Origin of the sequence: Flavobacterium sp. (assembly GCF_044377315.1) — a bacterium.
GTDB lineage: Bacteria > Bacteroidota > Bacteroidia > Flavobacteriales > Flavobacteriaceae > Flavobacterium.
On record NZ_JBILJG010000009.1, the window covers coordinates 1 to 14537 of the forward strand.

Genomic DNA, 14537 nt, shown 5'->3' on the forward strand with positions numbered 1-14537 from the left:
TCGGTATCATTAATCCCGTCTTGATCCGTATCCGAACAATACGCAATGTTGTTTGAAACGGCATTGACATGCGTAGACGTGTAATTAATAATGCTATTATCCGCAACTGTTTCTAAGGTATTGATTAATCCATTCGTTCCAAAACTAGCTGCTGTTCCTGTAAATTGGAAATTAGCCGTTGTGCTAGTTGTTGCGCCTGCTTCTAAAGCATCGCTACATCCATCAGCATCTGAGTCTAAATCGAGGTAATTGTATTTTCCATCGCCATCGGCATCCGATTCACAAATCGGTAATTGGAACATCGACCCATCGTAATTGGCATTTAAATCATAATAAATTTCCGATGCGACACCTCCTAAAGTTGTAGCAGCTGCAACCCCATAAATACGGTAATATTTATATTTCGCAGCATTTTGTGCAATGGTAAATTTGTTCGAATTGGCTAAAGCAGTTGTAAGTCCTGCTGGAATATTGTTGGTTGCATTTAACGGCGGAGTAATAGCTGCTGTCAAATCTGTCCAAACCGTATTATCGTTTGAACCTTGTATTTTTATACTATTGGTTACATTGCCTAAAAGATTGGCTGAACCTGTTTTATTAATATAAAACGCGTCTAATTGAACCGGTCGTAAGAAGGTCATTTTAAACAATTCCTTGTTCAATTGTGCTGCTGCTGTGGCAAATGTTACGGCTGCTGCAGTAGCACCATTACTCAAGCCTGCCATGTTATTCGAAGTAGCTAAAAGCGCTACTTCTGTTGAAACGCTTACAAAATCACTCTTCGGTTTTTGATTCCAATCTGTTTTCAAGAAGAAACAAGAAGGCGATTCTACGACATCTAAGATTCCGTCGTTGTCATCATCCACATCATCGATATCTATAATTCCATCATTGTCAAAATCACGACACAACGCCACGTTGTAGGACAAAGCATCTGGATCGTATGAAGACGTATAATTGGTAAATCCTTCTAATCCAACGGTTGTATTTTCGTAAGTAGTTAATAAACCATTGGTATTGGCATCGGCACCTGTTGGGTACGCCGTTGTACTTGTTGCTGTAGTTGAACTTCCGGCTTCAATAGCATCGGCACAACCGTCAGCATCTGAATCTAAATCTAAATGATTTGGTTTTCCATCGCCATCGGTATCTTGCTCAATACATGCACGCGAAATATTAATGGTCGTTCCGTTTTGATTGGTAACACTGTTATTAAAGTATTTCCAACTCAAAGTAGTCACCTCTGGTATTAAGAAGTAGAAATTTGTACCATTCAATTTTGGTCTCCAACGAATGGTCGTTCCAGCAAAATTATCTGGCATGTCTATCCAAGCCGTTCCTGTCCATAAATCTAATTCATTGGCTGGGTCAAAGACCATCATGCGCACACCATTGGCATTGAATTCGTGGTATTCGTCATTCGTTAAAAATCCACTAATCGAAATGCCTTGAGATGAAACTTTAATACCGGTTGGAATTGAAAAGCCTAAATTATAATTGGTATTCACACCAACTCCAGCAGGAAGAGCTAACGAAATATTACCATTCGCATCTCCAGTAGGAAGCGCTATTTGTGAGGAGAATGGCGTTAGTTGATAAGAAGAAAATTGAGCAATTCCTGCTGTATCAACATTTCTATTGGTAAATAACGCTGGAGCTGAAAAATTAAACGGTTTGGTAATTCCTTCAGCACAGTCCGTTACGCCGTCGTTGTCATCATCCAAATCTTTTACATCCATAATACCGTCACTATCGGTATCGGTACATGCATTAACTAATGCAGTATTGGCAAAATAATAAGTATACGTTCCTGTGTAAATGCCATTATCGGCAACGGTCTCTAAGGAATTATCTAAACCATTGGTTCCCATCGTACCTGTGAAGGCAAAATTGGTTGTATTTGAAGTCGTCGTTCCTGCTTCTCTGGCATCGGAACAACCGTCTCCATCTGAATCTAAATCCAAATGGTTTAATTTCGTATCATTGTCAATATCCGCAGTACACGTAGCTGCAGGATACAAAGAACCTTGGTACAGCGCAGTGTTCACATCCATGTAAATTTCGGAAATGATACCTGCACCGGTATTGGCAGCAGCTACTCCATAAATACGGTAGTATTTGTAAGCGGCTAAATTGGTTGTTAAGGTAAATTTATTGGAATTTGTCAACGTAACTGCACCATTGTTGGTCACATTGGTCGCATTGGCTGGCAAGGTCATGGCAGGAGTTAAATTTGTCCAAACGATGTCGTCATTTGATCCTTGTACTCTCAACGTATTGGCTGTTAGTCCAAAAACTTCTGCTCCTGCACCGGTTGTCTTGTTGATGTAAATGGTTGACAATTGCGTTGGACGCACCAATTCAATTTTCAACAATTCCTTATTTAATTGTGATTGTGCTACTGCAGAAACAAATTGTACAGCTGCAGTATTCAATCCGTCTGTTAAAGCGGCTACATTTGAATTGGCGGCTACCATGTTTAACTCAGTAGTTACACTCGCAATACTTGATTTGTTGATGGTGTTCCAATTGTTCGCCGAGAAGAAACATGAAGGCGATTCGATTGCATCAAAGACACCGTCGTTATCGTCGTCAAGATCGTCAATATTTGCAATGCCATCCGCATCAGAATCCAAACAAACCACGGCAGCACTCGCCATGTTGTTCGTGTAATCGCATTCTGAAATTCCTGAATTTGGAAAAGCAGTAGCGAAAGCATACGGTCGTGCAGTAGTTCCATTGTCGTTAACTACAGCAAAAACTGTTGTTGTATTATTAATCAAAGTAACTGGAATACTCACATTTAAAGTCGCACCAGCTGCAATTTCGGCAGTTGTTACAAAAGTGCCTACTAGAATAGCACCTGTTCCCGTTGTTGGGTTGGCATCATAAATAGCGATTGGAGTTCCAGCTAGTAAAGCTGCTGCGCCATTATTGGTAATCGTTGCTGAAATTGTCAAAGCTGGACACGAACCCACCACAGTTGAAAGCGTAATGCTTGCATCAGCTACTGCAATTGTTCCATAAGGCGCAGTTGTTCCTGCAGGCGCGTCTAAAAACTGTAATTGCGCCATATTATTATTAACCGAAGCTGAACCTATCACACTCGTTTCGGTAGTAGGCACTGTTAAATTAGGATTAATATTAACGATTCTGTAGTTGCGTTGGTTCCAATAACTCGGAGCATCTTTCCAAGCAAAGGTATTGGCAGCACGGTTGAATACACGTAACATGCTGTTACCTGTAACCGCAATATCCGCTTCGCCGTCATTGTCAAAGTCACCTACAATTGGGTATTCTCCCCAAGTAGCAGAAGTGACTGGAATAGAAGCGTAATTTACAGGCGTTGCTAAATTCCCATTAATTATTCTTAGTAAAGATTGATCACGATACACAATTTCACGAATTCCATTTCCATCAAAATCGAAGGCCGTAATACCTGTAGAACCTGACATGTCATTAGTAGCAAAAGACCAAATGTATTGCGTTGCCGTTCCAGTTGCGGTAGTAAAGTTCAAGTTATAAGCCGTAACAATACCTGACGAAGCTCCTGAAGAGTTGATAATTAAAGCCTCAGGTAAATCTATTGCTTTTGCATTGTTTACTTTTTCATTGTACACATTGGCAATCATTGGTAAACCTCTCACTCCATAGTTGAATGCTGGTGGAACTCGTTTGAATAACACCAACGATTGATTAGGATCCCAAATGTACACATTGACTGAACCATTGTACACAATGTCCAAGTCGCCATCCAAATCCATATCGGCTACGGCAGTCGGACCATTGTCTCCAGCTGCTGCTCCAGAACCAGCAATTGTACTTAAATCTTTCAATACAGTCATTGAACCCGCAGTCATATTTACTGCGTAAACTCTAGAACCATACACTAACTCTTTCCCAGGATTGGAAGCGATAATATCTACTACTACTACATCAATAGCAGTTCCTGTAGAACCGGAAGTTGCTCCAATATAATTTAAAGGAGTTCCAGCAACTCTTTTAACCAATGCACCATTTACAATTCCAAAGATATCTGAACCTAATACAATTTCGGCTGTACCATCTTCGTCGATATCAACGATGTAAGGAGTTACAAGATTTGTATATTGAGATGCAGTAGTTGATTTGAATAAAAAATTGGTTTCTGTTCCGGCTACATTATCAAAAATATAAACAAAACCTGCACTGTTGACCATCACTACTTCGGGAGCTGAAGAAGCTGCACCAATAATGTTCGCAATAGCAGGTTGCACTGAACGAGCATTAGAGGTAGCAATTACATATTTTTTCGTCGCAGTGGTTTTATTCGAACCGTTTCCTTTGTAAACAAAATAGCCTGAATTATCAGAAGCGGTAGCTAATATTTCCGAAATCCCATCGCCATCCAAATCGGCAGCGGTTGGCGTACAGCCATTCCAAATTACAGGATTGGACTGAAATTTCTCAGCAATCCCCCAAACTTGTGCAGGAGTTGGGTTATAAGGCCCAAAGCAATTGGCATTGGTTTGTGCATTAGCGGTAATGTTTGCGCCAAGCAATAACCATCCCAATGCAAAAGTTGCCATCAAATTTTTGATGAAACCATTGCTGGTTTTGATAGTAGGGTTTTGAGAACGGTTAGTAGTTACTAAATTGGCAATACAAGTTGGTAAAATGGTACTCATAGAATGTGTATAAAATGTGGGGATTTTTTTTGAAATTTTCGATTGGGGTTTTGTCACAATGTTCTGCGACACTATTATAGATGCCTATATTCTATCCGTTGAAATGACAGGACAAGACTTCTCCGCTACTTGTGGAGCTAAAGAGTCAATAGAAATAAAAGAGTTTTTCATAATGTAGGTTTACTTTATTTTTGGGAAAAAATCATAATTCAGGAGAATAGATTTTAAATCAAAAAAGATTTTGCATCAAAATTAGAAATACGTTCGTTTTAAGAAAATTTATTCCATTGTATTTAGTTCACTTTTAAAGATTTAGAACTAACTAATAATTATAATTATATGGTAAATACAACAATATTTTGTAATATTGTTATATAAAATGCCCCCCTCAATTATGATTTTATCAATTTCGATTGCCACTTTATTTTTAACGATAATTCTAACGTATTCAAATTATTCTATAAATAAGAATAGCTTTTATTTAAGTGGTTTATTATTCCTGTTGTCCATCTCAGGTTTGATGCATTACTATATAGTTTTTTCAGAATCAGCTCAAGGTGTTGCCATAATCTACACCCATTTTATGCCTATATTATACCTTCAAGGACCCATGCTTTATTTTTATGTATCTGGAACACTTAAAGATAGATTTGAATTTGGATGGAAAAAACTAATCCATTTTCTCCCGTTTCTAATTGCGTTTATTTCTGTTTTTGATTATTATTTTAAACCCTGGAGTTTTAAGATCGCATTAGCAAATAAAATTATAACCTCGCCAAATGTTATCTATACGATTGCAAATTTTCACATTGGAAATCAATTTATAAATTTACCGGCAAGAACTATATCACTTATAGTTTATGGTTTATTCTCTTTTGCATTATTAATAAAATACACTATCCGAAACAAAACTTATAAAACCCAAACATTGGTTCAGAGCAAAACAATAACTTGGTTGTATTTTATTACTATTAATGTTGTAATTAGCGGAATTAGTTATTTACTTATGATAATAAAGTTTATGAATGAACGAATGCACACTCGAGCACAAATTAACGAAATGTCAATGAACTACATTTCTGCCTTTTCCTTTTTTCTAATCCCAATTTCTATACTAATTTTACCTTCTGTATTATATGGACTTCCTATTTTGGATAAGACTAAAATAAAAATACATGTTCCGAAAAATAATATTTTGAAAAAATCAAAATTAAACCCTACAGAAAAAGAGGAAAACAATGAAATGAAGGCTTTAACTATTGTAATGCTAAATTATTTAAAAACTGAAAAACCTTTTGTTGACCCAAAATTTAGCTTAGACGATTTAGCCAAACAGTTAGACGTACCGAAGCATCATCTTTATTATTGCTTAAACTCGGTACTTGATATAAAATTTACAACATTAAGGACGCAAATGCGAGTTGAGTATGCTAAAGAAGTATTGTTAAGTGACTCGTTAAAAAGGGTTTCAATGGAGGGAATATGGCCAAAAACAGGATTTTCGTCAAGAACGAATTTCTTTGTAACATTTAAAGAAGTAACGGGTTACACTCCACTAGAATTTATTAAAATTATTACTAAACAATAATGCATCTTAAACAAATTATTTTAATTGCTACTTTAATTATAAGTACAACTCTTTTAGCCCAGCAAAAAAACAAGCAAACTAAAGTGGTTAAAGATGGATTTCAAATATCCATTCACACTGCTAATCTTAAAAATCAAAAACTACAGTTGTATTTAATTTCTGGAGTTACTAAAAAACAATTTGTTACCGATAGTCTCACGATAACAGACAACAACCAAATCGTTGTTTTTAAACAGCCTAAAAAGATTATTGACGCTATTTACTATCTAAAGTTTAGCACCCAAAAAAATGGCGTTGGAATTGCAGTAGATAACGGCATAAAAATGGATTTATATCTGAACTCCAACACTATTGAAGAAATAACTTGTAGCAATAATGCCATTAACAAAGATTTTATTGAGTACCAGCAACTAGACAAGAGTGCAACGCCAGAACAAAAAACCAACTCACGTAATGTCTTACTAAGTCGTTACCCAAATTCCATTTTACAACTTTATTTGGCCGCTGAAAATAAAATTGCCGAAAAAGTACCAGCCACATTAGAAGAGAAAATAAACTATAGAAACTTCTATTTTACGTTTTTAGACCGCACAGACAAACGTATTTTGTTTCTGCCCAACACCACTAAATTATTGTACAAATATGTTACCCTACTACCAATTACAGCCGAAAATTACATTGATAATATTGATAATTTGCTAAAAGGGTTGGATTGTAAATCTAAAAATTATGATGTATTCTCAAATTATTTTATTTCTAATCTTGCCTTTTTTGAAACCAATCAATTGGAAAAAGCCTTCAACCATCTATACAAAAATTATATAGATAAAAATCCTTGTGATATTTTTTCCGCAGCAGATTACAACAGCTATTCTAATAAATATGCTACCAATATAAAAGTCCCTATCGGAACCAAATGCCCCGATTTTGAATTGGTTTCAAAAGACACTATTGCCTATAAATTATCCGAAGTATTCCCGAAAAATGATTTTACATTTATCGCATTTTACAGTCCCTCTTGTATTCATTGCCAAGAAAAAATGCCTGTAGTAAGTGCTTCGTTTCAAAATTTAAAAAATAGATACCCAGCAAAGAAAATTCAATTAATTGCCGTTATAAATGATGCTGACGAAAGCGATTGGACTCAATTTATTAGCGAAAAGAAACTGGATTCCTGGCTAAATTTAAAATCTCAAGATTCAAAAAGAAAATACCAAGAGGACTTTAATGCTTATTCAAATCCTTCGTACTTCTTAATAAATAAATCAGGTGATGTGATTCTAAAAACATTTAACATCAAAGCAATTGAGGAGTTAATTAATAAATAAACAATCTAAAAAAGCTAAAATTATTTTAGGGTTTTTTATTCTCAAAAAAACCCAAAAACCGCTCATAATCTTCCAACAATTGGTTCGAGATATCGTCTGGATAGGCTACTAAAGCAAACCCACCAAAAAAATTGGTGGGTTTTTTGTTGTTTTTTGAACAAATACTATAAAGAAAAATTAATAAAACTGCAGAGAAGTAAATTATTCTATAAAAGCAAAAAAATTGAGCATTACCATATCAGTATTACTCAATTTTTTTGCCTGCTTTATAAAGTTAATCTTCTGAAGCCAATGCAGATTTTGTTGTTTCAGTAGCACTCTTAGATTCTACTGGCAAAGCAAACGCAAGACCTCTAGTATTTACCATTGTCATTTTGAGTGTATCAAGTTTTACCATTTTTTCAGACACAAATCCATCAAAGTTGTTATAGGAAATGTTCATTTCTTTTAGAGCTGTAAGCTTTTCCAACTCAAAAGGAATATTACCATAAAAACTATTATCAAATAAACTTAAGTGTTCTAGTGAAGACATGCCACCTATAGCTTTATCAAGGCTTCCAGAAAAATTATTACTATTCAATAATAGTGTTTTTAATGACTTTAAATTATAAATTGATTTAGGAATCTTGCCTTCAAAAGTATTGCTATGCAAAGATAATGTTGTTAATTTTTTTAAATTTCCAATTTCAGCTGGCAACTTTCCAGACAAATTATTCATAAACAACTCAAGAGAATGAAGATTTTTAAGATTTCCAACAGAGAACGGGATTTTACCTTTTAATTGATTAAAAGACAGATTTAACAATCTCAAGTTTGTTAAATTTCCAATTTCGAATGGTATAACGCCTGATAATTGATTTTTAAACAAGTTTAATTTTGCCAAATTTGTCAAATCAGTAATTGAAGCTGGAATTTCGCCAACAAGGTTATTGTCAGAAAGATTGATTTCAATCACTCTATCATTTTTAATTTTGATGCCATACCAAGAAGTTACGTCTTGTTTCAAATCCCACTTATTGGTCCAATTTGCACCATTAGTAGTTGAATATAATTTTAATAATGCTTCTTTTTCTGTTTTAGATATTTTTGCTGTCATTGAGAATGCTACAAAAAATACAAGTGCTAGTGTAGAGATAGTTTTCATAATAGTATGTTTTAAATTTAATAAATGGATTTTGTTAATTGGGTTATGTAAAACTACAAAGAAAAATCGTTAATAAGCAAATAAAATCGATTAAATACATAAATTTTATATATTTATATTATTTATCTTACATAAAGTATTAAATTAAATAGTTTTATAAATATTTTAATGTTTGCATCATTAACCAAAAAGCTAAATTAGTATGCCTTTGATTTAATTGCAGTTAAGTGGTATAACTAGTTACATTATTAATTGAATTTGCATGATACAACCCAAAAGCATTTGGCACAACCTGGAGGAAAGAAACCGGAATGCTTGAAGGAAAAGCTAAAAAATCAACTATATTGAAGATCATTAGGCATAAAATTTTCTATTCATTGCTACTTTCAATATGGTTACCACAATTAGTAATTCAATAAGTAAACGTGCTAGAATGTGCTGGAGAAAATACTGAAGAAATAGCCTAAAAAGGATTTATGGCGTTTCATAATCATGCTTTAAGATATTTTAAACATGGAGCTCTATGGGAATATTCATTATACTTCTAGTAATTTCGATAAATGATATATTTGAACAAAAGTCATAAAGATACATTCTAATTACTAAAGGTTATTGGATTGTTTGCTAATGATTATGGACTGAATTATTTGCACTTGGAGATAATTTAACATTTATTTATACAGTAATGGTTTTACATTTGTGGTTCTATTTTTTTTATTTTGGAACAACTCACATTTAAAATTTACAATACCGTTACTTCACTTCCAAAAAATTGGAATGCTGTTGCAATTTCAAATATTTTTCTGCAATCTCATTATTTACAAGTGCTTGAAGATTCTGCTCCTGTAAATATGGAGTGTTTTTATATTGGAATTTTTGAAAAAGAAACCTTAATAGGGGTTGCTCTTGCACAATATCTCGACTTAAATAAACTAGAATCATTTGGAGAAAGAGACAAATGTTTTAAAACTTTTATTCGGAATTTTATTTTCAAAAAATTTGCTTCTCACGCTTTATTTTTGGGAAATAATATGATAACAGGTCAAAATGGTTATGCTTTTATCAAAGAAATTAGCTATAAAGAATTAAGTTCGATTTTACTTAAAAGTGCTGCTGAAATAACAACCCATTTCAAGAACAAAGACATAAAGATTCATTTAGTTTCGTTTAAAGATTTTTATGAAAAATGTTCGGCCGAACTAAAGAAACATGCTTTCAAAAACGTGTATGAATTTAATACACAGCCAAATATGATCTTTTATTTGGATGAGAAATGGAAAAACGAACAAGATTATGTTGCCGTATTGTCAAAAAAATACCGTGATCAATACAAACGAGCTCACAAAAAATTTGATGGAATAGTTCTGAAGAATTTATCATTTGATGAGATTATTGAGCACGAAGAAACCATCTATGACTTGTATCATTATGTAGCTAAAAATGCGCCATTTAACACTTTTTTCTTGTCAAAAAATCATTTTTCTACTATGAAAAAACAGTGTTTAGAACATTTTTTGATTTATGGTTATTTCTTAGAAGAAAAGTTAGTTGGTTTTCATACAATGTTGTTAAATGGAACTGTTTTAGAAACCTACTTTTTAGGTTACGATGCCAAAATTCAAAAAGAAAACATGTTGTATTTGAACATGCTATATAACATGACAGCCTACGGAATTGAAAATGGTTATAAAAAAATAATTTTTGGAAGAACCGCTTTAGAAATTAAGAGTTCAATAGGTGCAATTCCTGTAAATATGTCTGGCTTTATATACCACAACAACAAGTTTGTTACTAAATATATTAAACAATTATTCAAAAAATTAGAGCCAACACTACATTGGCAGCAAAGAAATCCTTTTAAGTAAAAAATAGATTTTAAAAAATTTGACCCTCTAATATGTTTTTATTAATTTAAATCTAACGAAAGAAAGTCATTTTAATTGAAAAAAAAACCTAAATAAACAATAAGAAATAATTATTCATTTCTTTTTTCGGATTTATTGAATAAAAAATGTTCTTTAGATTTATTGTAAATTTTCATTTCAAAAAAGTATTTTGACTTACAAACGAAATTTTTTTAGAAGCAATAGAAACTAGCCCAGATTGAAATGAAAAGCCTTTTCTTTGGATTGCTATTTTTTCTTGCTTAAAAAGAGCGCCCAACGGAAGCTCCTTTTTGAGTTAGAAAAAAAGTAACGCAGGGAAAAGCTTGCAATGTAAAGTTGGAGTAGCTCCTAATGCAAAAAACTTAAAAACTATAAACTGTCAATTTCCTCTTGAACGGTTTCCCAGTCTTCGAGGAGTTTGTCTAATTCTTGCTTTTTCTTGTTGTAAGCCATGAAGAAATTAGCGTCTTCTATATGTTTATCGTAGTTAGAAGCCAGCGCTTTATCGTTGTTTTGTATATCGATTTCGAGTTGTTTAATTTGACTTTCTATTTTGCTAAGACGATTTTGAAGCGACTTACTTTTCTTCTGGTCTTCGTACGACACTTTGTTGAGTTCCCTTGACTGTGCTCGGGATGACAAATCGGATTTGTCTTTTTTCTCGACTTCGCGCATGTTTTCGAGATTGCGTTGTTCTAAGAAATAATTGATATCGCCAAGGTATTCTTTGATTTTTTGGTCTTTGAATTCGTAAACAATGTTTGACATTCCTTGAAGGAAATCCCTATCGTGAGAAACCAGCAACAGAGTTCCTTCGTACTTTTGCAAGGCAGCTTTTAGTACATTTTTGGATTTTATATCTAGGTGATTTGTAGGCTCATCCATTACCAAAACATTGATAGGTTGCAGTAATAATTTACACAAAGCCAATCGGTTGCGCTCTCCACCAGACAAAACTTTCACTTTTTTGTCTACATCGTCACCTCGAAAAAGAAACGACCCCAACATATCGCGAACCTTAGAACGATTGGTGTCGGTTGCGGCATTTTCCATGGTTTCGAGTAATGTGATTTCGCCATCGAGATATTCGGCTTGATTTTGTGCAAAATAACCGACTTGCACATTGTGGCCGAGCTTGATAGAACCTTGAAATTTAAATTCGTTTACAATTGCCTTGATAAACGTTGATTTACCTTGTCCGTTTTGACCCACAAAAGCAATTTTACTACCACGTTCAACCAACAAAGAAATATCTTTTAGGATAACTTTATCGCCATAAGCTTTGGTAACATTTTCGGCTTCAACAACTACTTTTCCTGGCACTTTAGAAACTGGAAAAGAGATATTCATAACTGAATTATCGTCTTCATCGACTTCAATTCGTTCTACTTTATCTAATTTTTTAATTAAAGATTGCGCCATAGAGGCTTTGGAAGCTTTGGCACGGAATTTCTCGATTAACTTTTCAGTTTCTTCTATTTTCTTGGCTTGATTTTTTTGTGTTGCCAATTGTTTTTCGCGAATTTCATGACGTAATTCTAAATATTGAGAATACGGTTTGTTGAAATCGTAAGCTTTGCCGAGAGAAATTTCGATAGTTCTGTTGGTTACGTTATCCAAAAACATTTTATCGTGCGAAACTATCACAACGACACCAGGATAATTACGCAAGAAATTTTCAAGCCAAATGATACTTTCGATATCCAAGTGATTGGTTGGCTCATCAAGAAGCAAAATATCGTTTGATTGCAAAAGCAACTTAGCCAGTTCAATACGCATACGCCATCCACCAGAAAAAGTTTCGGTTTGATTATCAAAAACTTCACGTTTAAATCCTAAACCTAGAAGAATTTTTTCGGTATCACCAACATAATTATAGCCGCCATGAAGTTCGAAACGATGTGTATAATCAGATAAATCTTCAATGATTTGGGAATATTCTTCGCTTTCATAATCGGTTCTTGTAACCAACTGATGATTAATTTCTTCTAACTTTTTTTCAATTTCTTTAATTTCTGTAAAAGCTTGGTATGCCTCTTCTAGAACAGTTCGCCCTTGTTCAAAGTCGATATCCTGACGAAGAAAACCAATTCTGACTTCTTTTTCGGTTGCAATTTGCCCAGAATCTGGTTTAAAATCACCAGCTAAAATTTTAAGCATGGTAGATTTTCCTGCGCCATTTTTTCCGACAAGTCCTACTCTATCGCCTGCTCCCATTCGGAAGGTTACTTCTTCAAAAAGATAAGTTCCACCAAAAGAAATCGATAAATTATGTATGTTTAGCATTTAGTATGTTTATGAGTTTAAAAGTTTAAGGGTTTAAGGGTTTAAAAGTTTAAAATCATATTAAAAATTTAAACTCTAGACTCTTATTTATTTTGATTATTGTAATATTTGTTACATTAGTAAAACTACAAAGACTTACCTTTACAGAAAAATTTTTGCAAATGTTAAAAAAAGGATCCAAATTATATAGTATTTTAACAGGAACTTGTCCTAAATGTCAAAATGAAAGCATGTATGTGGATAAAAACCCATACAATCTGAAGAATTTATACAAGATGCATGATACTTGCAGTCATTGTAATATGAGATACATGATTGAACCTGCCTTTTTTTATGGAGCTATGTATGTGAGTTATGGTTATTCGGTAGCTTTTGGCGTTGCTTTCTTTATTATTTCAAAAGTATTTTTAGGCTTAAGTTTAGTGACATCATTTATAGTAATTATTATTGGATTGATCCTTCTAATGCCTTTTATAGCGAGACTATCTAGAAACACCTATATTAACATGTTTGTTTCATATGACAAAGCAAAAGATTAATTCTTCTTTTTAAATCTTTTAATATCCATTTCTGGTTTTAATTCTTTTCCGAATTCAATATTTTCAAAAAGTGCTTTTACCAAATAAGGGGCTAGCATTACGCCACGGGTTCCTAATCCGTTTAGAATATGCATATTTTTATGCTCAGAATGCGTTCCTAAAAGTGGTCTTCTATCACGAACAGTTGGTCTTATACCTGCCAGATGCTCAATAATTTCGAAATCACAATTGATAATTTCTTTTAATTTTGCAACTAACTCTTGTTTGCCTTCATCAGTTGGTAACGTAGTTTTATCATGCCAATTGTACGTAGCTCCAACTTTAAAATAATGATTACCGATAGGAAGAATAAAAACACTTGCGTTTATAATTACTTCAAAACTCAAATTAGGCGCTTTAATAAGTAAAATATCACCCTTTGTTCCGTCAAGAGGCAAAAATTTAAAAAATGGATTAGAATGCATTCCAAATCCTTCAGCAAAGACAATATGTTTTGCTTTGTAATTTTTATATACAATTAAATCGTCTTCAAACTGAAGTTGCTCATGTTCAAAAGAGTCTTCAATTAGCAATGAATTCGACTTTAGAAATTCTCTATAAGAATCAATAAAGATTGCCGAATCTAAATATCCAGTATGCAAAACCCGACCATAATCAAAAGGTGAGTCAACGCCATCAAACTTGTTAGTTACTAAATTAGCAGCTAAAAATGGAGTCAATAGCGGATTATCAGAAGCTGTAAACCAGTTATTTTGCTCTTCAACTGAAAAGAACTTTCTCAAAACAGGTAATTCAAAAAGAAATTTACAGTTCAATTTGTTTTCTATATTTCTGTAAAAAATATTCAAAAGATCCAGCTGTTCTTTTGCTTCTGGCGTTGCTGTAAATCTTTTTAAAACAACAGGATTGTACAAACCAGCAGCCACTTTACTAGAATTATGTGATTTATTTTCAAAAACAATTATCCTCTTTTTAGCATTTAAAGTTACTTCCGCAAAAGACGATCCAGCCAAACCACTACCAACAATAATATAATCTAACATAAATTTCCTAAATAAAAAACTCTCATTAGCCTAAACTAATGAGAGTTGTAAATTAT

General features: G+C 33.4%; 8 protein-coding genes. 4 read left to right on the forward strand and 4 right to left on the reverse strand.

From position 1 onward, the window contains the following. Positions 1-4667, reverse strand: a 4667-nt coding sequence (locus ACIQ66_RS04150; RefSeq protein WP_396211544.1) for an FG-GAP-like repeat-containing protein, incomplete at its 3' end; no start/stop codon positions are given. 520 nt (positions 4668-5187) lie between these two features. On the opposite strand from ACIQ66_RS04150, the gene ACIQ66_RS04155 reads away from it, so the two are divergent. Continuing rightward, entirely contained in the window at positions 5188-6255 is a 1068-nt protein-coding gene (locus ACIQ66_RS04155) for a helix-turn-helix domain-containing protein (RefSeq protein ID WP_396211545.1), read from the forward strand. Next, positions 6255-7583 carry a TlpA family protein disulfide reductase gene (locus ACIQ66_RS04160; RefSeq protein ID WP_396211546.1) on the forward strand — a complete coding sequence of 443 codons (1329 nt, stop codon included), beginning with the start codon at positions 6255-6257 and terminating at the stop codon, positions 7581-7583. The genes ACIQ66_RS04155 and ACIQ66_RS04160 overlap by 1 nt, the downstream gene beginning before the upstream one ends. 274 nt (positions 7584-7857) lie before the next feature. Here ACIQ66_RS04160 and ACIQ66_RS04165 read toward each other — a convergent pair whose 3' ends face one another. Further along, positions 7858-8727, reverse strand: a complete 870-nt coding sequence (locus tag ACIQ66_RS04165) for a Two component regulator three Y domain protein (RefSeq protein WP_396211547.1) — start codon at positions 8725-8727, stop codon at positions 7858-7860. 719 nt (positions 8728-9446) lie between these two features. On the opposite strand from ACIQ66_RS04165, the gene ACIQ66_RS04170 reads away from it, so the two are divergent. Continuing rightward, positions 9447-10592 carry an 8-amino-7-oxononanoate synthase gene (locus tag ACIQ66_RS04170; RefSeq protein ID WP_396211548.1) on the forward strand — a complete coding sequence of 382 codons (1146 nt, stop codon included), beginning with the start codon at positions 9447-9449 and terminating at the stop codon, positions 10590-10592. A gap of 390 nt (positions 10593-10982) precedes the next feature. Here ACIQ66_RS04170 and ACIQ66_RS04175 read toward each other — a convergent pair whose 3' ends face one another. Further along, on the reverse strand, positions 10983-12899 hold the full coding sequence (locus ACIQ66_RS04175; RefSeq protein WP_396211549.1) for an ABC-F family ATP-binding cassette domain-containing protein: 1917 nt from the start codon (positions 12897-12899) through the stop codon (positions 10983-10985). A 161-nt stretch (positions 12900-13060) separates the two neighbouring features. Here ACIQ66_RS04175 and ACIQ66_RS04180 point away from each other — a divergent pair, with 161 nt between their 5' ends. Beyond that, positions 13061-13438 carry a DUF983 domain-containing protein gene (locus tag ACIQ66_RS04180; RefSeq protein ID WP_396211550.1) on the forward strand — a complete coding sequence of 126 codons (378 nt, stop codon included), beginning with the start codon at positions 13061-13063 and terminating at the stop codon, positions 13436-13438. On the opposite strand, the gene ACIQ66_RS04185 is transcribed toward ACIQ66_RS04180, so the two are convergent. Further along, positions 13435-14481 (reverse strand): NAD(P)/FAD-dependent oxidoreductase, encoded by a 1047-nt coding sequence (locus ACIQ66_RS04185; RefSeq protein ID WP_396211551.1) that lies wholly within the window; start codon positions 14479-14481, stop codon positions 13435-13437. The two genes, ACIQ66_RS04180 and ACIQ66_RS04185, sit on opposite strands and share 4 nt — an antisense overlap. Positions 14482-14537: the final 56 nt, after the last annotated feature.